The sequence below is a fragment of the Pseudonocardia humida genome, assembly GCF_023898865.1.
GTDB classification, from domain to species: domain Bacteria; phylum Actinomycetota; class Actinomycetes; order Mycobacteriales; family Pseudonocardiaceae; genus Pseudonocardia; species Pseudonocardia humida.
The window spans coordinates 1-21,717 of record NZ_JAGSOV010000105.1; the positions used below are offsets into that span (position 1 = coordinate 1).

Sequence of the window (21,717 nt, forward strand, 5' to 3'; positions counted from 1 at the left end):
AGGGATCGGGGAGATGGCGGGGTCCGGCGGGGGCCCGGGCCCCCGCGCGCACCGTGTGGCCACGACGCACACGTCGTGACGTGTGCGCGGTGGACGCTAGGTGCGCGCGGTGGCCGGTAGGTGTGCGCGGTCGCGGAGGCACCCACCTGAGCGAGACGAGAGTGGCTCTCGTCCCACCCAGCGCAACGAGAGTCACTCTCGTGCGGCTGGGTGGGCGTGGGAGTGGGCCGGGACGGGCTAGTTGTCGGCTCCCTGGCTGCGCCGCCAGCGGATGCCGGCGTCGATGAAGCCGTCCAGGTCGCCGTCGAGCACGGCGGCCGGGTTGCCGACCTCGTAGTCGGTGCGCAGGTCCTTGACCATCTGGTACGGGTGCAGCACGTAGGAGCGCATCTGGTTGCCCCAGGAGGAGCCGGTGTCCTTGAGGGCGTCCATCTTGGCCCGCTCCTCCTGGCGGCGCCGCTCCAGCAGCTTGGCCTGCAGGACCATCATCGCCGAGGCCTTGTTCTGCAGCTGGGAGCGCTCGTTCTGGCAGGAGACCACGATGCCGGTGGGCAGGTGGGTGAGGCGGACGGCGGAGTCGGTGGTGTTGACGCCCTGGCCGCCGGGGCCCGAGGAGCGGTACACGTCGACGCGCAGTTCCTTCTCGTCGATCTCCACCTCGTCGCTGGACTCGACGACGGGCGCCACCTCGACGCCGGCGAACGAGGTCTGGCGGCGGCCCTGGTTGTCGAACGGGGAGATCCGGACCAGGCGGTGGGTGCCCTGCTCGACCGAGAGCGTCCCGTAGGCGAACGGGGCGTGCACCTGGAAGGTGGCCGACTTGATGCCGGCCTCCTCGGCGTAGGAGGTGTCGTAGACGTCGGTGCTGTAGCCGTGGCGCTCGGCCCAGCGCAGGTACATGCGCATGAGCATCTCGGCGAAGTCGGCCGCGTCGACGCCGCCGGCCTCGGCGCGGATGGTCACCAGGGCCTCGCGGGGGTCGTACTCCCCCGACAGCAGGGTGCGGACCTCCAGCGCGGACACGTCCTCGCGGAGCTTGACGCGCTCGGCGTCGGCGTCGGCGATGGCCGACTCGTCGCTCTCGTCCTCGGCGAGCTCGTAGAGCACCGGGAGGTCCTCGAGGCGGCGCCGGAGCTCCTCGAGGCGGCGCAGGTCGCCCTGGGCGTGGGCGAGGCGGCTGGTCACCCGCTGGGCGGCGGCGGGGTCGTTCCAGAGGTCGGGCTGGCCTGCCTGGTCGGAGAGGTCGGCGATCTCGGCGCGCAGCGCGGGCAGGTCGGCGACAGCCTCGATGTTCTCCAGGGTGCCGGAGAGGTCCTTCAGATCGGCCGCGACGTCGGGGTTCACGACGCTCCAGGGTACGCGGACCGGCGAGACCTTTCGGGCGAGGCCCGGGTGGGCCTAGTCGGCCGGGATGGCGTCGACCAGTTTGAGCATCGCCCGGGTGTGGGCGACGGTGAAGTCGGCGACGGCCTTGCGGTAGGGGTCGGGTTCGGTGCGGGCGGCCGCGCGGGCCGCCTCCAGCCGGGACGCGTACTCCGCGCGGCTGCCGCCGAGCAGGTCGGCGCGCTGCTTGGGGGTGAGGGAGCCGGCGTGCAGCAGGCGCAGCACGAGCGGGCTGCGCAAGGTGTCGGCGCCCGACCCGCCGGCCACCCAGGCCTTGAACGACCGCTTGCCGGCCGCGGTGATCACGTACTGCTGGGAGCCGCGGGGGCCCTGCTTGCCCGGGCGGACCAGACCGGCGTCGGCCAGCGCCGGGAGCTCGCGGTAGATCTGGCTGCGGGTGACCGAGAAGAACGTCCCGAACTGCTCCCCGGCGGCGGCGACCAGCTGGCCGCCGGTCATCGGGCCCGTGTGCAGCAGCCCGAGCAGTGCGGCGGCGGTGGAGTTGACGGGAGTCGCTCTCGCGGGCGGCATTCCCCCACCGTGCCATTCCGGACCGGTATCCGCAGCTCCACAGTGGGCCGCTGAACTGCGCGGCCGCACTGTGCGACGACGTGTGCGGGCGGCTGCGACGGCGCAGTGGGGCCTCCCCCTCCGGGGAGGCCCCCGCGTCCGGCCGAGCGCGGTGCTCCGCCGGAGGGATGACCTCGGCGCCCGGGCAACGGATGCGCATCGAAATGCGACCCGTCACCGGATGCGGTACGAAACTCACATCGAACTCACACGGGGCCCCACAAGGTACCCGCCAGTAGTTCGGAGGGCCCACCGGTTTCTCCGGACAAAGTCGACACCGGTGCAACCCATCGGCAAGCAAGGAGAGGCATGGCCCGCTTCCTCGCCCGACGCCTGGTGAACTACGTGGCCCTGTGCCTCGTGGCGACGTTCCTCGCGTTCGCCCTGGCCGCCATGACCTTCGACCCGGTCGGCAAGCTGCAGGCGCGCAACCCCCCGCCGCCGCAGGCGACGATCGACGCCAAGCGCGCCGAGCTGCGTCTCGACGAGCCGATCCCGCAGCGCTTCGTCCTCTGGCTGGGCGACGCCGTGCAGGGCGATTTCGGCCGCACCGTGGTCAACCAGTCGATCAGCGACGAGCTCCCCCGGCGGATCGGGGTCAGCCTGCGGCTTTTCCTACTGGGCACGGTGGTCGGCATCGGGCTCGGCGTGATCCTCGGGGTGGCCAGCGCGATCCGCCAGTACCGCTTCAGCGACTACGCGGCCACCTTCTTCTCCTTCGTGATCCTGTCCACGCCGGTGTTCCTGCTCGGCCTGCTGCTCAAGTACCTCGCGCTGGAGCTCAACAGCGCGGCCGGGGCGCAACTGCTGGTGTTCACCGGCGAGACGACACCCGGGTTCCAGGGCGGTTTCTGGGCCGCGCTCGTCGACCGCGTCCAGCACCTGGTGCTGCCCACGCTGACCATCGCGCTGGGCCAGATCGCCTACTACAGCCGCTACCAGCGCAGCGCGATGCTCGACGTGCTGGGCAGCGACTTCCTGCGCACCGCCCAGGCCAAGGGGCTCACCCGGCGCAAGGCGCTGTTCAAGCACGGCCTGCGCACGGCGCTCGTGCCGATGGCCACCCTGTTCGCGTTCGGCTTCGGGCTGCTGATCACCGGCGGCACCTTCACCGAGCGGATCTTCGGCTGGTACGGCATGGGTGACTGGCTGGTCTACGGCATCGAGCAGGACGACACGAACATCACCGCCACGGTGACGCTGTTCGTCGCGGTGCTGGTGCTGATCTCCGGATGGCTGTCCGACGTCTTCTACGCGCTGCTCGACCCGCGCGTCCGGCTCCGCTGACCCGGCAGACAGGAACCCTGCGATGACCACGACAGACGTCACGGGCGGCACGGGCAAGGCGGTGCCGACCGGCGGAGCGAACCCGGTCGACGTGCCGCTGGACGCCGTCGAGGCCGAGACCGAGGGCGTCACCCGCGGCAAGCTGGTGCTGCGCCGCTTCCTGCGCAACCGGCTCGCGCTCACCGGGCTCGTCATCCTGGTGCTGCTCTACGCGCTGTCGCTGACCAGCCCGCTGTTCGCGCCCTGGCGCTACGACGAGTACGACTACCTGTCCTTCCTGCAGGGGCCCTCGGCCAGCCACTGGTTCGGCACCAGCCAGATCGGTGAGGACGTGTTCGCGCAGACCATGCGCGGGCTGCAGCGGTCGCTGACGATCGGGCTGCTCACCGCGGCGATCTCGATCGTGATCGCCTCGGTCGTCGGGGCGTGCGCGGGCTACTTCGGCGGCTGGGTCGACCGCGGCCTGATGTGGGTCGTCGACCTGCTGCTGGTGCTGCCCTCGTTCCTGATCATCGCGGTGATCTCGCCCGCGCTGCGCGGCAGCAGCTGGATCCTGTTCGTGCTGCTGCTCGGGATGTTCGCCTGGATGATCACCGCCCGCATCCTGCGGGGCATGACGCTGACCCTGCGCGAGCGGGAGTTCGTCAAGGCCGCGCGGTTCATGGGCGCCCCGTCCGGCCTGATCATCCGCCGGCACATCCTGCCCAACATGGCCTCGCTGATGATCATCGACGTGACCATCACGGTCGGCTCGACGATCCTGCTGGAGACCGGCCTGTCCTACTTCGGCTTCGGCGTGCAGCCGCCGGACGTCTCGTTGGGCACGCTGATCCGCGACGGCAGCACGGCCGCGCTCACCACGCCGTGGCTGTTCCTGTTCGCCGGCGGGCTGTTGGTGGTCTCGGTGCTGGCGGTCAACTTCATCGGCGACGGGCTGCGCGACGCGCTCGACCCGAACGCCCGGCGCGGCCGCAAGGTCCGCCACGACGAGGACCCCGACGTCGAGGTCGAGCGCCCCCGCACCCCGCGCGCCCGCCAGGAGGAGCCGTCGTGACGACCTACGAGTCCGACGTGCTGGCCGACCCCGGCCGCCCGGGCGAGCCGTCGGCGGCGCTGCTCGAGGTCAGCGACCTGGAGGTGTCGTTCCCGAGCGAGGACGGCAGGGTGCGGGCGGTGCGCGGGCTGAGCTACCGGGTCGCGGCCGGCGAGGTGCTCGGCATCGTCGGCGAGTCGGGATCGGGCAAGTCGGTGTCCTCGCTGGCCGTGATGGGCCTGCTGCCGCCCTCGGCGCGGATCGGCGGCTCCATCCGGCTGCGCGGCCAGGAGCTGCTGGGGCTGTCCGACACCGAGCTGTCCCGGATCCGCGGCCGGAAGGTCGCCATGGTCTTCCAGGACCCGCTCTCCGCGCTCACCCCCGTCTACACCGTCGGCGACCAGATCGCCGAGGCCCTGCTGGTGCACGGCGGCCGGTCGACCACCCCGAGCGCCGCGCGCAACCGCGCCGTCGAGCTGCTCGACCTGGTCGGCATCCCGAACGCGGCCGAGCGGGTCAAGGCCTTCCCGCACGAGTTCTCCGGCGGCATGCGCCAGCGCGCGGTGATCGCGATGGCGATCGCCAACGACCCCGACCTGATCATCGCCGACGAGCCGACGACCGCGCTGGACGTCACCGTGCAGGCCCAGGTGCTGGAGGTGCTCAAGACCGCCCAGGAGGTCACCGGGGCGGGGATCGTGCTGATCACCCACGACCTCGGGGTGGTCGCGGGCACGGCCGACCGCGTGATCGTCATGTACGCCGGCAAGGCGGTCGAGTCCGGCACCGTCGACGAGATCTTCGCGACCCCGCGCATGCCCTACACGCTGGGGCTGCTCGGGTCGATCCCGCGCCTGGACGTCGGCCGCGGCCAGCCGCTGGTGCCGATCGAGGGCCAGCCGCCCTCGCTGGTCGCGCTGCCGCCGGGCTGCCCGTTCTCCCCGCGCTGCCCGCTGCGGGAGGCGGCGTGCGACGCGGGCGAGCCGGAGCTGCTCCCGGCACCCGGCGCCGGGCCCGACCACCGGGCCGCCTGCATCCGCACCGCCGACCTCGCCGCCGCCGACGCCGAGGGCGGCGACCTGGCCGCCGAGCTGTTCGACGCGCACGTCGTGGAGGCCGAGCGGGTCGACGCCGAGACCCGCATCGACCGCGAGGTGGTGCTCGGGGTGGACCGGCTGGTCAAGCACTACCCGGTGCGCACCGGCGGGCTGTTCCGGCGCAAGGTCGGCGCGGTCCAGGCCGTGGACGGCGTCACCTTCGACGTGCGGGCGGGCGAGACGCTCGGGCTGGTCGGCGAGTCCGGCTGCGGCAAGTCCACGACGATCATGGAGATCATGAACCTGGACCCGCCGATGGGCGGGTCCATCCAGGTGCTCGGGTCCCAGGTCGAGGGGCTGTCCCGGGCCGACCGCAAGCGCATCCGGCGCGACCTGCAGATCGTCTTCCAGGACCCGATGGCCTCGCTCGACCCGCGGCTGCCGGTGCGCGACCTCATCGCCGAGCCGATGGAGATCCAGGGCTTCGACAAGGACCACATCAGCCGCCGGGTGCCGGAGCTGATGAAGCTGGTGGGGCTGCGCAGCGAGCAGATCAACCGCTACCCCGGTGAGTTCTCCGGCGGGCAGCGCCAGCGGATCTGCATCGCCCGCGCGCTGGCCCTGGAACCGAAGGTGCTGGTGCTCGACGAGCCGGTCTCCGCGCTGGACGTGTCCATCCAGGCCGGCGTGCTCAACCTGCTCGACGAGCTCAAGGCCCGCCTCGGGCTGGCCTACCTGTTCGTGGCCCACGACCTGTCGGTGGTGCGCCACATCGCCGACCGGGTGGCCGTCATGTACCTGGGCAAGATCGTCGAGATCGGCGGGGTGGAGGAGGTCTTCGCCGCCCCGCAGCACCCGTACACGCAGGCCCTGCTGTCGGCGATCCCGGTGCCCGACCCCGAGGTCGAGCGCCGCCGCGAGCGGGTCCTGCTGACCGGCGACCTGCCCAGCCCCGCGAACCCGCCGTCGGGCTGCCGGTTCCGCACCCGCTGCCAGCTGTTCGCGACCCTCGACGAGGAGAAGCAGCAGCGCTGCATCGACGTCGAGCCCCCGCGCGAGGGAGCGCTCCCGGCCGAGCCGGACGCGCCCGTCGCCGACCACGAAGTCGCCTGCCACTGGGCGCGGATCCGCACCGTGGTGTGACCCGGCAGTACCCCCCAACCCGGGAAGAACGATGAGAGGAACACCGATGAGATCGTCACGTCGGGGAGCAGGGTTGGTCGCGCTGGCCGCGACCACCGCGCTCGTGCTGAGTGCCTGTGGCGGCGGAGGCGGCGGCAGTGCCGGCGGCGGAACGGGCGACGTCTCAGGTGGTGCCCCGCCCGCCGAGGGCAACGACATCAACCCGGTCGACTACGCCCAGGTGCGCGACGGCGGCGACTTCTTCTGGGCCATCTCCAGCCTGCCGCCGCAGTACAACTACCACCAGCTCGACGGCACCGAGCGCGACAACAAGAACATCATCGACTCCTTCATGCCCGAGATCATGAAGGGCGACGCGCAGAGCCAGTACCAGATCGACCCGAACTACCTCGAGTCCGCCGAGGTGACCAGCGAGGACCCGCAGGTCATCACGTACAAGCTCAACCCGGAGGCGGCCTGGAACAGCGGCCGGCCGATCGACTGGACCGACTTCGAGGCCCAGTGGAAGGCGCTCAACGGCTCCAACGCGGCCTACACGGTGTCGAGCACCACCGGCTACGACGTCATCCAGTCGGTCGCCCAGGGCGCCACGCCCCAGGAGGTCGTGGTCACGTTCTCGTCGAAGTTCGCCGACTGGAAGGGCAACTTCCTGCCGCTCTACCCGCGCGAGACGATGTCCGATCCCGCCGTGTTCAACGACGGCTGGCGCAACGGCCCGCTCGACGGCGCCGGCCCGTTCAAGCTGGAGCAGATCGACAACACGGCCAAGCGCGTCACCGTCGTGAAGAACGAGAAGTGGTGGGGTGAGCCGGCCAAGCTGGACCGGATCGTCTACGTCGCGCTGGACTCCTCCGCCCAGCCCGAGGCCTACGCCAACGGCACGCTGAGCGTGCTGGAGATCGGTCCGAGCGTGTCGACGTTCCAGCGGGCCCAGCAGGTGCCCGACACCGTCATCCGCACGGCCAAGGGCCCGAACTTCCGGCACATCACGTTCAACGGCGCGCCGACGTCGATCCTGGCCGACCCGGCGCTGCGCCTGGCGATCATGAAGGGCATCGACCGCAACATCCTCACCCAGTCGCAGATCGGCCCGATCGTCCCGGACGCGAAGCCCCTGGGCAACCACCTGTTCGTGGAGGGCCAGGCCGGCTACGAGGACCACTCCGGGGTGGTCGCCTTCGACCCGGAGAAGGCCAAGTCCGAGCTGGACGCGCTGGGCTGGACGCTGCAGGGCGACGTCCGGGCCAAGGACGGCCAGCAGCTGGCGATCCGCGACGTCATCCCGACCGGCACCCCGGTGAGCGAGGCCGAGGCCAAGATCGTCCAGCAGCAGCTGGCCGCGATCGGCGTCCAGGTGAACATCGAGTCGGTGCCGCTGGACAACTTCTTCGAGCAGTTCGTGTACGTCGGCAACTTCGACATCACGCACTTCTCCTGGCTCGGCACCCCCTCGCCGATCAGCTCGGCCAGCGGCATCTACCGGCTGACGCCGGACTCGGTCGACCAGAACTACGGCCGGATCGGCAACGACAAGATCAACGAGTTGCTGGTGCAGGCCAACGCCGAGCTCGACCCGGTGCGCCAGGCCGAGATCATCAACGAGATCGACCAGGAGGTCTGGAACCTCGGGCACTCACTGCTGCAGTACCAGCGCCCGGACGCATGGGCGGTGAAGCCGAACGTGGCCAACTTCGGGGCCAAGGGCTTCGCCGACTACGACTACACCAAGATCGGCTTCACCGCCTGATGCGGTGCGGCTGAGCAGGACCGCGGCGGGCGGGGGGCCACTGGCCCTCCGCCCGCTGCGCCACGCGCTGCTCGCGACCGGCCTCGTGCTGGCCGTGTGCGCGCTGCTGGCGACGACGGCGGCGGTGTCGTTCGCGACCACCGCTGAGCGGATCGCCACCGCCACCGGGCGGACCCTCGGAGTCGTCGACGGGCCCGCCGATGACTCCGCCGACGGCGGTCCGGCGGTGCGGCTGCGCTGGACCCCTCCGGGCGCCGCCGAGCGCGTCGACGTCGTCGCGGTCGGCGGCCCGGCACCGGCCGCGGGCACCCGCGCCGAGGTCGCCTTCGACCCCGCCGACCCGAGCGCCCCGCTGGTCCCGGGCGCGCAGGTGCTCGTCGACGGCGACCGATGGCTGACCGTGCTCTCGCTCGCCGTCGTCGTGGCGGTCGGGGTGCTCGGCGCGCTGGCCTGGCAGATCACCGTGCGCCGGCGCGCGTTCGCCCGCCCGGTGCGCACCGCGCGCGTGCGCCGGGTGCGCTGGCAGCAGGGCCTGTGGACCCGCTCCTACCTGGAGACCGAGTCGAACCCGCAGCGGTGGATCCCGGTGCACTTCGACCCGGTGCTGGTCGGCCTGCCCGCACCGACGACCGTGCGGCTGCACGGCGATCCCCTGCGCGACCGGGTCGTCGCCGCCACCGTCACCGGCCCGGACGGCGTCCACCCCCTCGTCCCCTCCGGCCCGGTGCGGCTGACCGAGCCGCGCGGGCACCGCACCGACAACCCGAGCCGGCCCGACGACACCGTCGGGCAGCGCGCCGCCGCGCTGGCCCGGATGGCCCGCCAGCTGCGCGCGGACCTGCCGCTCGTCGTGCCGGCCCCGTTCCTCGCGCTGCTGTGGACCTACGTCGACCGCGGCGGCGTGCTCACCTGGGCCTCCGCCACCGCGCTCACCGCCGCCCTCGGCCTGTGGCTGGGCGCCCTGCGCGGCTCCGACCCGTCCTGACCCCGCTCACGCGCTGACGTCGACCCAGCCGCCGATGCGCCAGTAGTCGCCGCCCTCGCGGGCGAGCAGGCCGTGGTCGACGAGGTAGCGGCGCACCGTGACGTGGTCGACGCCACCGCCCTCGGTCCACGCCCGCAGCACCGCGTCGACCTCGCGCTCCGGGAAGCGCCTGCCCGGCTCGAAGCTCTGCACCAGGAACTCCAGCACCTGGCGGCGCTTGGTGTCGTGGGCGGGCATGGACAGCAGCCTGCCGTCGCGGACGAACCGGCCCACGACCTCGTCGGCCACGTCCGGGTCGGCCCCGCCGGGCGGGGCGGCCGCGATCGCCGCGTCCTTGATCACCTCGACGCGCACCGCCAGCGAGCCGTCGACCAGCCCGCCCGCCTGCAGCCTCTGCAGGGCCCGGCCGACCTCGCGGGCGCCCAGCCCGGTGGCCGTGGCCACCGCGGACGCCGAGCGCGCGCCCAGCACCAGCGCGGACAGCACGCGCAGCCGCTCCGGCTCGGCCAGCAGTCCGACGATCTCGGCAGCCTTCATCGGAGTCCTCCCGTGGGGTCGTGCGCGTTCGCGGTCGGGACCGTGATTCTCGCGCACGACCCCCGGGGTCAGCCGATGGTCAGGTCCGCGATCCGGGCCCGGTGCTCGTCGGCGGTGCCGAACTGGCCGGCCAGCCGCTTGGCCCGCTTGTAGAAGAAGTGCGCCTCGTGCTCCCAGGTGTAGCCGATGCCGCCGTGGTACTGGATCATCGCCGCGGTGGCGTCCAGCGCCGCGTCGCTCGCCTTGGCCTTGGCCACCGCGACGGCGAGGTCGCGGCCCTCCAGCCCGGCGTCGACGGCGTGCGCGGCGTAGAGCGCCGCGTGCTCGGCCATGGTCACCGCGACGTGCAGGTCGGCCAGCGCGTGCTTGATCGCCTGGAAGGAGCCGACCGGCACCCCGAACTGCTCGCGGTCGCGGTCGTAGGCGACCGTGCGGGTGAGGGCCTCCCGGGCGACGCCGACGAGGTCGGCGGCGACCAGGACGGTGGCCCGGGCGGTCAGCTCGGCCACCACGGCGGGGCTCGCGCCGGGCAGCGCCTCCGCCCCGCCTGCCTCGACCGCCGCGATCCGGGTGGTGCCGTCGTAGGAGCCGCGCGGGGTGGCCGCGCCGTCGGTGACCAGCGCCAGCCCGTCGCCGGAGGGCGCCACCACGACGTCGGCGAGCCCCCCGTACTCGACGGTCGGCAGCACGCCCGGCACGCGGCCGCGCGTGGTGAACGCCCCGACCGCGCCGCCCGAGGCCAGCCGCGGCAGCCAGGCCGCCCGCTGCTCGTCGGAACCGGCCAGCCGGACCGCCTCGGCGGCCAGCACCGTGCCCCGCCACGGACCCGGCGCCACCCCGGCGCCCAGCTCCCGGGCGATCACCTGGGCCTCGACCAGGCCCAGGCCCAGCCCGTCGTGCTCCTCGGGGACGGTCACGGCCAGCCAGCCCTGCTCGGCGGCGGCCTTCCACAGCGACTCCGGGTGACCGGGGCCGTCGGCGTCCTCGAAGACGCCGCGCACGGCCTCCAGGTCGAAGCGCCCGGCCAGGTAGCCGCGCACGGCGGCACCGAACTCCCGCTGGTCGTCGGTGAGTGCGAAGAACATGCCCGGACCCCTTACCGCGGCAGGCCGAGCACGCGCTCGGCGGTGACGTTGCGCTGGACCTGCGACGAGCCGCCCCAGATGGTGACCGAGCGGGACCACATGGCCTGGGCGTGCAGCGGGCGCAGGTCGAGGTCGAGGTCGTCGAGCCGGAGCCGGTCGAGGGTGGCGTCCTCGCCGAGCAGCTCGTCGTAGACCTCCCACAGGTCCTGCGAGGTCTCCGACCACATCAGCTTGGTCATCGAGGCCTCGAAGCCCAGGTCGCTGCCCTGCTCGACCTGGGTGAGCACGTGCCAGGCGTGCAGCCGCAGGCACTCCAGGTCGGTCAGCACGCGGGCCAGCTTGGCCCGCAGCACGGGGTCGCGGTCCTTGCCGAGCCGCGTGGCCACCTCGACGACCTCGTCGTACTGGCGGCGGAACTCGGTGTACTGGGCCATGCCCGACGCGCCGCGCTCGAACGACAGCAGCAGCATCGCCGTGCGCCAACCGTCGCCGATCTCGCCGAGCACGTCGGTGGCCGGGACGCGGGCGTCGGTGAAGAAGACCTCGCCGAACTCGCTGGCCCCGCTCATCTGCTTGAGCGGGCGGGCCTCGACGCCGGGCTGGTGCATGTCGATGAGCAGCATCGAGATGCCGCGGTGGCGCGCCGAGTCGGGCTCGGTGCGGACCATGGTGAAGACCTTGTCGCCGTGCATGGCGTTGGTCGTCCAGACCTTCTGCCCGTTGACCACGAAGTCGTCGCCGTCGCGCACGCCCCGGGTGGCCAGTGCGGCGAGGTCGGAACCGGCGCCGGGCTCGGAGAAGCCCTGGCACCAGATGACCTCGTTGCGCAGCAGCGGCCCGATGATCTCCTTGCGCTGGGCGTCGGTGCCGATGGCCATCACCGTCGGGGCCAGGAACGCCAGGCCGAGCGGGTTGACCGTCTGCGGGGCCCGCGCGCGCACCATCTCGACGTCGTAGATCGCCTTCATGCCCGGGGTGCCACCGCGCCCGCCGAACTCGGTGGGCCACTGGATGCCGGCGAAGCCGGCCATCGCCTTGTCGCGCTCCCAGTCGCGGCGGAGCTGGAAGCTCTCGTCGTCGGGCAGCGCCTCCCAGAACCCCGGTCGCACCCACTCGTCCGGGATGTTCGCCTGCAGCCACGCCCGCAGCTCGCTGCGGAACTCCTCCTCGGCTGCGGTGTAGCTCAGGTCCATCGGGGCCTCCTCGCGCACCGTCTCACTCGCCCCACCTTGGCATACTCGTGAGTAACCCGGGGGCCGGGATCCCGCCACGCCCGCTGGTCACGACGCACAACCGGCCGCGATCCCGGATGTGCGGTGACCGGACCGCTACTGTGCCGGCATGCGCACCGAGCGGATCACGCTCAGCCTGCCGGCCGACCTGGTCGCCGAGGCGCGGCGCGCCGTGCACCGGGGCACCGCCCCCAGCGTGTCGGCCTACGTCGCCGAGGCGCTGGCCGCCCGCCGGGGCCGCGAGCGCTCCCTGGCCGTGCTGGCCGACCTGTACGGCGGTCCCCCACCCGCCGACCAGCTCGCCCAGGCCCGCCGGACGCTGGCGACCGCCGTCTGATGGCGGCCGCGTGATCGGCGGGCGCGTCCTCGACGTCACCGCGCTCGAGGCCTTCGCCACCGGCCGACCCGTCTACGTCCGGGCGCTGGTCTGGGCCGCGGTCGAGGAGAACATCGTCCTGGCGGTGCCCAGCGCGGCGCTGGGCCGCGCCTGGGCGCTGCTCGGACCCGAGCACCACGCCGCGCTGCAGGTGCTCCTCGACCTGCCGATCACCGTGATCGACGAGCTCGACCCGGCATCGGCGCTGGAGTCCGGGCTGCTGCTGGCCGCCTCCGGCCTCGACGACATCGTGCCCGGCCAGGTCGCGGCCAGCGCCCGACGCCGCGGATGGCCCGCGGTGACCGGCGAGCCGGGCTCGCTGCGCAAGCTCGACACGACGGTCACCATCGAAGAGCTCCCCTGACTGCGAGGATCGTCCCCCGGGTCAGCCGGTGCTCGTGAGGTGCACCCGCAGGCGCTCCAGGTCGGCGTCGGCCAGGCCGTTGGTCCGCAGCCAGCCCGCCGCACCGCCCTCGGGGCCACCGCGACCGGGTTCGCGCGCGTACTCGGCGTCGAGGTGCTCGAGCACGGCGACCATCACCTCGGCGCGGGGCTTGTGCACGTCGATGTCGTCGGGCACCGGCTCGCCGAGCACCTCCGCCCGCCGCTTGAAGATCGCCTCGACCTGCGTGGCGGACAGCACGTAGTCCTCGACCACGGCGTCGCGCTCCACGCCGACGGCGTCGAGCACCATCGCGACCAGCACGCCGGTGCGGTCCTTGCCCGCCGCGCAGTGCACGAGCGTGGGCCCGGCGTCCTCGGCGGCCAGCCTGCGCACGCCCTCGGCCACGTTGGCCGGGTGGTCGGACAGGTAGCCGAGGTAGTTGCGCAGGACCGGGTCGGTGGTGTCGCCCGCCTCGGGGAGGATCTCCCGGCTGGCGCCGATGAAGTTCAGCGCCACCGTCTCCACGCCGGCGCGCGCCACCGCGCTCGGCCCGTCGCGCTCGATCTCGACCGGGCTGCGCAGGTCGAGCACCAGCCGCAGGCCGAAGTCGTCGACGAGGCGGGCCACGTCGGCGGGGGTGACGGCGCGCAGCGCGGCGCTGCGCAGCAGCACGCCGCTGCGGGTGCGACCGCCGCCGCGCACCGGCAGGCCGCCGACGTCGCGGACGTTGTCGAGTCCTTCGAAGGTGAGCCATCGGTCCACGGAGGTGTCCACGCGGACCACGGTATGTCTCAGCCGGTGAGTTTCTCGACCCCCGCGCGCGACACCGCCAACGGGTCGGGCAGGCCGGCGGACCGCCCCTCCGGGGCGACGAACGCGAAGTTCACGACGAGTTCACCGGAGCGCACCGCGATGAGGACGAGGTCGAAGCCGTCGCCGCCGATCTGCCAGCCGGTCGACTCGTCGGCCGGCACGTCCACGACGAGGTCCTCGGCCGGGGTGATCACCACCGGCGAGCCGGACGCCTCGCCCTGGCTGCAGGACAGCCCCTGCTCGTTGGCCAGGAAGGCGGCCTCCGCGGTGGCCTCGTCGCCGTAGACGCTCACCGTCTCCTGGACGAACACGCCCTCGGTGGGCCCGGTGAACCCGGCCCCGACGCGCACCGCGTACGGGAACTGGGCGACCACGCCCTGGCCGCCGCAGATCGCCGGGGCCTGCGGGTCGGGCCGCGGCTCGTCGCCGGCGACGAAGCCCGGGCCGATCTCGGCGGGCACCAGCAGGAAGGGACGCAGGCCGTCGGCCGCCTCGTCGAGGCCCGGATCGGGCGTCGGGGCCGGCGCGCCCGGTCCGGCGGCCGCGGTGGTGCGCGGGGCCGGACCGGTGGGCGCCGGGGTCGCGGCCGCGTCGGCCCGTCCGCTCACCTCGCCGCTGCACCCGGACGCGCCGAGCGCCAGCAGGACGAGCGCCGTCCCGGCCAGCGCGCGGCGGGCGCCGCGCGGCCGGCTGCGCGCCGGTCGCGCCGCGGTACCGGCGGCCGATCCGGGAAGCGTGTCGATCACCGGCCGATCGTACGGGTCGTACGCCGTCCGACGGAGCGGCCGATTCCGGCATCGGCGCCGGTGAATGCCGCGAACCGACGGCGACTACGTCACTCGGCGGAACGTCTGCTCCAGATAAGTTGGACTATTCGGACTCTTGCATTGACCAACGTTCGGTCGCTCGCCAGCTCCCACACCTAGTGCAGCGAGATGTGCGCGTGCAGCGACCGGGCACGACCCGACCAGCGATCTTGCCCGGTTCCGGCCCGCACCCCGGAATGCGCTGTCGAACGGCCCGCGGCCACCCCGTAGGCTGCCCGGGAACGGCGGCCACCTCCCCACCGCAAGCTCGGCCGTCGATCACGGAGAGTTGCCCGCCGAACCCGAGGAACTCGATGACGGACCCCCGCTCCAGCCTGATCCGCCAGCAGCTCGCCGACCTCGGCCGGCGCCACGCCGCCGAGGAGAACCGCGACGCGGTCACGCCCCGCCCGACGCGGGTGCTCATCATCGGCAACTTCGGCAACGGCAACACCGGCGACGAGGCCATGCTCGCCCGCACGCTGCAGGAGCTGCCCGAGGACACCGAGATCAAGGTCGTCTCGCGCAACCCGCGCATGGTGGAGGCCCTGCACAAGGTGGCCGCCGTGGCCATGGAGGGCGTCGCCTTCGTCAAGGCGCTCAAGTGGTGCGACGGGATCGCCGTGGTGGGCGGCGGGCTGTTCGGCACCGGGGCCTCCCCGCTGGTCAAGGCCCTGCCGGCGATCGTGTGGGCCGCGACGGCGCGCGGCCGCGACATCACCTACGTGGCCATCGGCGTCTACCCGGGCACCCCCGAGCGCGTGCTCGACCTGCTGCGCCGCTCGGTGCGCAAGCCCGGGCGCATCACCGTCCGCGACGAGGTCTCGGCCGCGACGCTGGGCGACGAGATCGTCGCCCCGGTCGTCGGCGACCTGGCCATGGGCCTCACCCCGGCCCCGAGCGCCGACGCCCGCCGCGCGCTGAGCGCCGCCGGCGTCGACCCGGCCGTGCCGCTGCTGCTGGTGGCGCCCAAGGCGCTGCCCAACCCGATCCTGGTCGACTGCCTGCAGGACGCCGCCGAGTCGCTGGCCCGGCGCTGGATCGACCGCGGTGGCGCGGTGGCCGGACTGGCCATCAGCACCCACGCCGACTACGGCCTCGGACTGCCCCGCCGCGACGAGGTGCTGATCACCGAGCTGGGCGAGCGGCTGGGCCAGCGGGTGCCGGTGCTGGGCCCGCAGCTGCCCCCGGCGCTGGCCAAGGCCGTCGTGGCCGAGGCCGACGCGCTGTTCGGCCTGCGGCTGCACGCGCTGATCTTCGCCGTGGCGGCCGGCGTGCCGTGCCTGGGCGTGGGCTGGGAGGAGCGCACCACCGCGTTCCTCGCCGAGCACGAGCAGTCCTCCATCAGCACCCGCCCGCCCATCGAGGACCTGCACGCCTGGGTCGACCGCACCCTGCCGGCGCGCTGGTCCGCCCGCCCCCGGCTGCTCTCCTCCTGACCCACCCCGTTCCGCTCGCCGAGGGCGGCGGCGCCGATCGGCGCCGCCGCCCTCGGCGCGTCAGGGGCTGTCGACCGGTGCGCGGCGCAGCAGCGGCGGGAAGATCTGGGCCCCGGGCCCGCGGCTGGCGATCCAGTCCTCCGGGTTGGACAGCTTGCACCGCTGCAGCGACAGGCAGCCGCAGCCGATGCACGAGTCCAGCCCGTCGCGCATCGCCTTGAGCGCGTCGATCTGCTCGTCGAGCCGCCCGCGCCAGGCCTTCGAAAGCCGCGTCCAGTCGGCCCGGTTCGGCGTGCGCCCCTCGGGCAGCCGGTCGAGCGCCTCGCGCACCTCCTCCAGGCCGACCCCGATCGTGCGCGCCGCCCGGATGAACGCGAGCCTGCGCAGCACCGAGCGCTCGTAGCGGCGCTGGCCGCCCGACGTCCGGGTGGTTCTGAGCAGCCCCTCGCGCTCGTAATAGCGCAGCGCCGAGGCCGGGAAGCCGCTGCGCCGCACCACCTCGCCGATGGTCAGCAGGTCGGTCGCGTCCATGCCCCCTCGCCTCCTCCGGCGGTTGACTTCAAGCTGACTTCAAGTCGCACTGTACGGTCATGACACCGCACTCCGCCATCGTCACCGGGGCCGGCCGCGGCTTCGGCCGCGCGCTGACCACCGCCCTCGCCCACCCCGACCGCACCGTCGTCGCCTGCGGGCGCGACCCGGCCCGCCTGCGCGCGGCCACCGACGGGCTGCCCGGCGTCGTCGCGCTGGCCGGCGACGTCACCGACCCCCGGTTCCGCGCCGAGCTCGTCGCGGCCGCGGGCGAGCGACTCGACCTGCTCGTGCACAACGCGGGCGAGCTCGGCCCGTCGCCGCTGCCCGCGCTCCACGCGTACCCCCTGGACGCCCTGCGCGCGGTACTGGAGACGACCGTGCTGGCCCCGCTCGCGCTCACCCAGCTCGCGCTGCCCGCGCTGCGGGCCAACCGCGGGACGGTCGTGACCCTCAGCTCGGACGCCGCGGTCGAGGCCTACCCGGGCTGGGGCGGCTACGGCAGCGCTAAGGCGGCGCTCGACCAGCTGGCCGCCGTGCTCGGCGCCGAGGAGCCCGAGCTGGGCGTCTACGCCTTCGACCCCGGCGACATGCGCACCGAGATGCACCAGCGCGCCTTCCCCGGCGAGGACATCTCCGACCGCCCGGAGCCCGAAGCGGTCGTCCCGGCCCTGCTGCGGCTGCTCGCCGAGCACCCGGGCAGCGGCCGCTACCGCGCCGCCGACCTCGCCGACCAGACCGTCGGGGAGCCGGCGTGACCGCGCTGACGACGGCCCTGCACGTGCCGCCGGAGCTGGCGGCCGCCGAACCGCCCGAGGAGCGCGGGCTGGCCCGCGACGAGGTCCGGCTGCTGGTCGCCGAGCCCGCCCGGCCGCTGCGCCACCTGCGCTTCCGCGACCTGCCCTCGGCGCTGCGCCCCGGCGACCTGCTCGTGCTCAACACCTCCGACACCGAACCCGCCGCCGTCGACGGTCGGCGCGCGGACGGCCGCCCGGTCGCCGTGCACGTCTCCGGCCCGGCCCGCGAGGACCCCGGCTGGGTGGTCGAGCTGCGCACCGACGACGGCGAGCGGGTGCGGGACGGGCGGGCCGGGGAGCGGGTGGCGCTGCCCGGCGGCGCGACCGCCCACCTGCGGGCCGCCCACCCGGACCCGGCCGTCGCGGTGGGCAGCAGGCTCTGGCTCGCCGAGTTCCACACCCCCGGGTTCGACACGACCGGGTTCGACAGCGGCGCGGCGCTGCCGGCGTACCTGCGGGCCGTCGGCCGCCCGATCAGCTACTCCTACCTGGCGCGGCGCCGGGCGCTGCCGGTCCACCGGACCGTGCACGCCGAGCCGGACGGCGACTTCGCCAGCGCGGAGATGCCCAGCGCCGGACGACCGGTCAGCGGAGCCGTGCTCGACGGCCTGCGCGCCCGCGGTGTCCGGGTCGCCCGGGTCGTGCTGCACACCGGGGTGTCGTCGCCGGAGGCCGGGGAGGTGCCGCTGCCGGAGCGGTACGCGGTGCCCGCCGACGCCGCGGCCGCCGTGCACGCGACGCGGTCGGCGGGCGGCCGGGTCGTCGCGGTCGGCACGACGGTCACCCGCGCCCTGGAGACGGTCGCCGACGGCGCGGGGCGGGTCCGGCCCGGGTCGGGCTGGACCGACCTCGTCCTCGGGCCGGACCGCCCGGCCCGCGTGGTCGACGGACTGGTCACCGGCTGGCACGAACCGCGCGCGTCGCACCTGCTGCTGCTGGAGGCCGTGGCCGGGGCGGAGCTGGTCGACCGGGCCTACGCCGCCGCCGTCGAGCGGGGGTACCTGTGGCACGAGTTCGGGGACTCCTGCCTGCTGCTCCCCGAGCCGATCCCCGTTCGTCGCGGCCGGTGACCGCTGGTCCCGTCGCCGCCCGTCGCCGCCGGCGGTGACGGACCCGGTGAACGGCCGCCCACCAGCGCCCACAGGCGGGTCCGGACCTTGTTCAACGCCGACGGGTCCTCATAAGGTTCTCGCCAGGCGTCACGATCCGATCACATGCGCAACGAGCCGCCGCTCCCCCACCTCGCGCGGCTCGTCCGGTCCCCCCGAACCGGTGGCGCAGTGATCGGATCGCTCCCCCGCGCTGGAAGGCAGGGCTCGTGGCAGGTCATCGCTCCCCCCGTGGTCGACGTGCGCAGAGGTCGGGTTCGATCCCGGCCACCCAGCTCATCGCCCGCTCCCCGGGCCCGAAGGGACCCACCCTCCGCACCAGCGTGCTGGCCTCCGCCGCCGCTGTCGGCGCGGTCGCCACCGGCACGTTCAGCGCGTTCGTCCCGGCCCTCACCGAGGCCGCCCCCACCGCAGGCGCCGAGGAGGCCCCCAAGCTGAACGCCGCGCTCGCGGCCAGCAGCGCCACGCTGCGGGCCCCGGTCGTCGACCCCGGCGCCGCGCCCGGGCCCATGACCATCGGCTCGCTGGCGCCGGTCGCCTTCGAGATCAGCGAGTCGGACGGCTTCGCCGCCGCCGACGACCACCTGGCCCGCCTGGGCAAGGGCGCCGACCTGGCCCAGCAGCTCGCCGAGCAGCTCGCCCGCGAGCAGGCCGAGCGCGAGGAGCAGGCCCGCCTCGACGAGCTGATCTCCAAGGGCGGCGTGGACGCCTGGATCGCCGAGGCCCTGGACGTCCTGGACCTCCCGCAGGACCTCGCCCCCGGCGTCAAGAACATCATCATGAAGGAGTCCGGCGGGAACCCCCGGGCGATCAACAACTGGGACAGCAACGCCCGCGCGGGCCGCCCGTCGCAGGGGCTGATGCAGACGATCCCCTCGACGTTCGACCACTACGTCGACCCGAGCCTGGCCGACCGCCCGATCACCGACCCGGTGGCCAACATCACCGCCGGGGTCAACTACATGATCGACCGGTACGGTGTCGACACCCTCGAGGCCGGTGGGCGCACCAACTCCTCCGGCGGCTACACCGGCTACTGAACGACACCGACCGGATCGAGCGCCTCCCGTCACCGTATCGAGACCACCGCGTTCCTAACCTGTCCTCATGCCGGGATTCCCCCGTCCGGCCGGAAGGACGCATGAGCGCACCACTCCACAGCCCCACCCGCACGACCGCACGCCGCTACCGGCCCGAACTGCAGGGCCTGCGCGGCCTCGCGGTCGCCCTGGTGGTCGTCTACCACGTCTGGCTCAACCGGGTCTCCGGCGGCGTCGACGTGTTCTTCCTGGTCTCGGGGTTCCTGCTGACCGCGCAACTGGCCCGGGCGGCCGAGGGCGGGGCGCTGGGCCTGCGCCGGCGCTGGGGCCGCACGGTGCTGCGGATCGGCCCGGCCGCGCTGGTCGTGCTGCTGTCGGTGGGCGTCGCGGGCGCGGCGCTGCTGCCGGAGGGCCGCTGGGCCCAGACGATCCGTGAGCTGCTGGCCTCGGCGCTGTTCCTGGAGAACTGGCAGCTCGCCGCCGACGCCGTGGACTACGGCGCGCGCAACAACGCCGCCAGCGTCGTGCAGCACTTCTGGTCGCTGTCGGTGCAGGTGCAGTTCTTCGCGCTGTGGCCGCTGCTGATCGCGCTCGTGGTGCTGACCACCCGCCGGGCGCCCGAGCGGCTGCACGGGCGGCTCACGCTCACCGTGCTCGGCGTGTTCGTCGCCTCGCTGAGCTACTCCATGGCGCTGACCGACTCCGACCAGCTGCTGGCCTACTTCCACACCCTGACCCGGCTCTGGGAGTTCGCGCTGGGGGCGCTGCTGGCGCTGTGGATCGACCGGACCTCCCCCGGCCGCACGGCGCGCGTGGCGATGGGCTGGACGGGCGTCGTCGGGCTGCTGCTGTGCGGGATGGTGCTGCAGGTCGGCTCGATGTTCCCCGGCTACGCGGCGCTCTGGCCGACCATCTGCGGTGGGCTCGTCCTGCTGGCCGGCCGCTCGGGGTCGCGCTTCGGCGTCGACCGGCTGCTCGCCGCCCGCCCGATGCGCTACCTGGGCGACATCTCCTTCGCGCTCTACCTGTGGCACTGGCCGCTGCTGGTGCTGTACCTGGTCAGCCGCGACCGCGAGGAGGTCGGGCCGGTCGGCGGGGCCGCGATCATCGCGCTGTCGCTGGTGCTGGCCGTGCTCACCCACCACCTCGTCGAGAAGCCGGTGCTGGCCAGGGCCAAGGGCCGGGCGCCGGGGCGCCGGTTCGCCGCGGCCGGGCTCGTCGCCGTGCTGCTCGTGGCCGGCGGGTGGCAGGTCGCGCTGGCCGAGCGCGCCCAGCAGCCGGGCACCGTCGGCAGCGCCTTCCACCCCGGCGCCCTCGCCCTGGTCGGCGCCGACGCCCCGCCCGCCCCGCTGCTGCCCGCGCCGGTCACCGTCTACGAGGACTGGGTGCGCATCGAGCACTGGGACTGCGCCCCGCTGGCCCGGTTCCCGATGGACCGCTGCACCCGGCCGGTCGAGGGCGATCCGGAGCGCCGGATCGTCGTGGTCGGCGACTCGCACCTCCAGCAGCTGACCGGCGCGCTGGTGCCGGTGGCCCAGCAGCGCAACTGGCAGCTGACCGCCATCGTGCGCGGCGCCTGCCCGTTCTCCACCGTCTCCGAGGTCGTGCCCGACGAGGTCGACTGCCTCAACTGGGGCGAGGCCGCGGCCGCCGAGATCGCCGAGCTGGCCCCGGACGCGGTGGTCACCCTGGCCAGCCGCGACGTGCGCGCCGGGCTGACCGAGCAGACCCCGCCCGGCTTCGTCGAGCGCTGGCGCCAGCTCGACGGCCTGGGCATCCCGGTGCTGGCGGTGCGCGACAACCCGCGCTTCGACCACTCCGTGCCCGACTGCGTGCAGACCGGCGGCCCCGACTGCGGCGCCGACCGGGAAGCCGTCTACGCGGCCGTCCCGCCCTACGCCCAGCGCGACGACGTGCCGGGCAACGTGTCGTTCCTGGACGTCTCCGACGCCCTCTGCGACGCCGCGCGGTGCCCGGCGGTGATCGGCAACGTGCTGGTCTACATGGACGACAACCACCTCACGGCCAGCTACGCGACGTCGATGTCGGGACTGCTGGAGGAGCAGATCGTGGCCGCGCTGGAGGCCTAGCCGTGGCCTAGCCGGGTGAGCCCGAGCACCGCGCACACCTACCGGCCACCGCCCGCACCTAGCGTCCACGGCGCACACGTCACGACGTGTGCGTCGTGGCCACCCGGTGCGCGCGGTGCCCCGGGACCCCCGCCGGACCCCGCCATCTCCCCGATCCCTCGCCGGTCCCCGGAGAAGTGCCCCCTGCCGTCGCGTCGGCACGCGCAGCGTGCATGGCCGGCACGGCCCCCGCCACACCGCGCCAACCCGACCCCGGTACCACGCTGGCGGGGGTCGGGACGGCCATGCCAAC

Annotated in this window: 20 protein-coding genes; 12 read left to right on the forward strand and 8 right to left on the reverse strand. The window is 73.9% G+C overall.

Annotated features, from left to right (window positions below; translation table 11 throughout):
• Positions 1–237 precede the first annotated feature (237 nt).
• Positions 238–1,344: a peptide chain release factor 2 gene (prfB, locus tag KDL28_RS39225; protein WP_252446556.1), complete on the reverse strand. Its 1,107-nt coding sequence runs from the start codon at positions 1,342–1,344 to the stop codon at positions 238–240.
• A 54-nt stretch (positions 1,345–1,398) separates the two neighbouring features.
• Entirely contained in the window at positions 1,399–1,914 is a 516-nt protein-coding gene (locus tag KDL28_RS39230; RefSeq protein ID WP_252446557.1) for a PadR family transcriptional regulator, read from the reverse strand.
• 348 nt (positions 1,915–2,262) lie between these two features.
• Between KDL28_RS39230 and KDL28_RS39235 the strand changes: the two genes are divergently transcribed.
• The 5 genes from KDL28_RS39235 to KDL28_RS39255 all read left to right on the forward strand — a co-directional run bounded on the left by KDL28_RS39235 (position 2,263) and on the right by KDL28_RS39255 (position 9,185).
• The gene (locus KDL28_RS39235) at positions 2,263–3,240 is read left to right on the forward strand and encodes an ABC transporter permease (RefSeq protein WP_252446558.1); all 978 of its coding nucleotides are present in this window, start codon (positions 2,263–2,265) and stop codon (positions 3,238–3,240) included.
• A gap of 22 nt (positions 3,241–3,262) precedes the next feature.
• On the forward strand, positions 3,263–4,294 hold the full coding sequence (locus KDL28_RS39240; RefSeq protein ID WP_252446559.1) for an ABC transporter permease: 1,032 nt from the start codon (positions 3,263–3,265) through the stop codon (positions 4,292–4,294).
• Positions 4,291–6,453 (forward strand): ABC transporter ATP-binding protein, encoded by a 2,163-nt coding sequence (locus KDL28_RS39245; protein WP_252446560.1) that lies wholly within the window; start codon positions 4,291–4,293, stop codon positions 6,451–6,453. Before KDL28_RS39240 ends, KDL28_RS39245 begins: the two co-directional genes overlap by 4 nt.
• A gap of 73 nt (positions 6,454–6,526) precedes the next feature.
• Entirely contained in the window at positions 6,527–8,200 is a 1,674-nt protein-coding gene (locus KDL28_RS39250; protein WP_252446561.1) for an ABC transporter family substrate-binding protein, read from the forward strand.
• Positions 8,201–8,204: 4 nt separating this feature from the next.
• Positions 8,205–9,185: a DUF3592 domain-containing protein gene (locus tag KDL28_RS39255; protein ID WP_252446562.1), complete on the forward strand. Its 981-nt coding sequence runs from the start codon at positions 8,205–8,207 to the stop codon at positions 9,183–9,185.
• A 6-nt stretch (positions 9,186–9,191) separates the two neighbouring features.
• On the opposite strand, the gene KDL28_RS39260 is transcribed toward KDL28_RS39255, so the two are convergent.
• From KDL28_RS39260 to KDL28_RS39270, 3 genes are all read right to left on the reverse strand, one after another.
• The gene (locus tag KDL28_RS39260; protein ID WP_252446563.1) at positions 9,192–9,722 is read right to left on the reverse strand and encodes a DUF2087 domain-containing protein; all 531 of its coding nucleotides are present in this window, start codon (positions 9,720–9,722) and stop codon (positions 9,192–9,194) included.
• A 68-nt stretch (positions 9,723–9,790) separates the two neighbouring features.
• Positions 9,791–10,807 carry an acyl-CoA dehydrogenase family protein gene (locus tag KDL28_RS39265; RefSeq protein ID WP_252446564.1) on the reverse strand — a complete coding sequence of 339 codons (1,017 nt, stop codon included), beginning with the start codon at positions 10,805–10,807 and terminating at the stop codon, positions 9,791–9,793.
• Between the two features lie 11 nt (positions 10,808–10,818).
• Complete coding sequence (locus KDL28_RS39270; protein WP_252446565.1) at positions 10,819–12,000, reverse strand: acyl-CoA dehydrogenase family protein; 1,182 nt, start codon at positions 11,998–12,000, stop codon at positions 10,819–10,821.
• 148 nt (positions 12,001–12,148) lie between these two features.
• Between KDL28_RS39270 and KDL28_RS39275 the strand changes: the two genes are divergently transcribed.
• Positions 12,149–12,376, forward strand: coding sequence for a hypothetical protein (locus tag KDL28_RS39275; RefSeq protein WP_252446566.1), 228 nt, complete (start codon positions 12,149–12,151; stop codon positions 12,374–12,376).
• A 10-nt stretch (positions 12,377–12,386) separates the two neighbouring features.
• Entirely contained in the window at positions 12,387–12,779 is a 393-nt protein-coding gene (locus KDL28_RS39280; RefSeq protein ID WP_252446567.1) for a hypothetical protein, read from the forward strand.
• 21 nt (positions 12,780–12,800) lie between these two features.
• On the opposite strand, the gene KDL28_RS39285 is transcribed toward KDL28_RS39280, so the two are convergent.
• Together KDL28_RS39285 and KDL28_RS39290 are read right to left on the reverse strand one after the other, a co-directional pair.
• Complete coding sequence (locus KDL28_RS39285) at positions 12,801–13,574, reverse strand: tyrosine-protein phosphatase (protein WP_252446568.1); 774 nt, start codon at positions 13,572–13,574, stop codon at positions 12,801–12,803.
• Positions 13,575–13,591: 17 nt separating this feature from the next.
• Entirely contained in the window at positions 13,592–14,359 is a 768-nt protein-coding gene (locus tag KDL28_RS39290) for a hypothetical protein (protein WP_252446569.1), read from the reverse strand.
• 374 nt (positions 14,360–14,733) lie between these two features.
• Here KDL28_RS39290 and KDL28_RS39295 point away from each other — a divergent pair, with 374 nt between their 5' ends.
• Positions 14,734–15,858, forward strand: coding sequence for a polysaccharide pyruvyl transferase family protein (locus KDL28_RS39295; protein ID WP_252446570.1), 1,125 nt, complete (start codon positions 14,734–14,736; stop codon positions 15,856–15,858).
• Positions 15,859–15,918: 60 nt separating this feature from the next.
• On the opposite strand, the gene soxR is transcribed toward KDL28_RS39295, so the two are convergent.
• A complete protein-coding gene (gene soxR, locus KDL28_RS39300; RefSeq protein WP_252446571.1) occupies positions 15,919–16,389 on the reverse strand; it encodes a redox-sensitive transcriptional activator SoxR in 471 nt (156 codons plus the stop codon).
• A gap of 59 nt (positions 16,390–16,448) precedes the next feature.
• On the opposite strand from soxR, the gene KDL28_RS39305 reads away from it, so the two are divergent.
• From KDL28_RS39305 to KDL28_RS39320, 4 genes are all read left to right on the forward strand, one after another.
• On the forward strand, positions 16,449–17,147 hold the full coding sequence (locus KDL28_RS39305) for an SDR family NAD(P)-dependent oxidoreductase (protein WP_252446572.1): 699 nt from the start codon (positions 16,449–16,451) through the stop codon (positions 17,145–17,147).
• Positions 17,144–18,256, forward strand: coding sequence for an S-adenosylmethionine:tRNA ribosyltransferase-isomerase (locus KDL28_RS39310; RefSeq protein ID WP_308216135.1), 1,113 nt, complete (start codon positions 17,144–17,146; stop codon positions 18,254–18,256). The genes KDL28_RS39305 and KDL28_RS39310 overlap by 4 nt, the downstream gene beginning before the upstream one ends.
• Before the next feature lie 362 nt (positions 18,257–18,618).
• Complete coding sequence (locus KDL28_RS39315) at positions 18,619–19,335, forward strand: transglycosylase SLT domain-containing protein (RefSeq protein ID WP_252446573.1); 717 nt, start codon at positions 18,619–18,621, stop codon at positions 19,333–19,335.
• Positions 19,336–19,436: 101 nt separating this feature from the next.
• A complete protein-coding gene (locus tag KDL28_RS39320) occupies positions 19,437–21,425 on the forward strand; it encodes an acyltransferase family protein (protein WP_252446574.1) in 1,989 nt (662 codons plus the stop codon).
• Positions 21,426–21,717 lie beyond the last annotated feature (292 nt).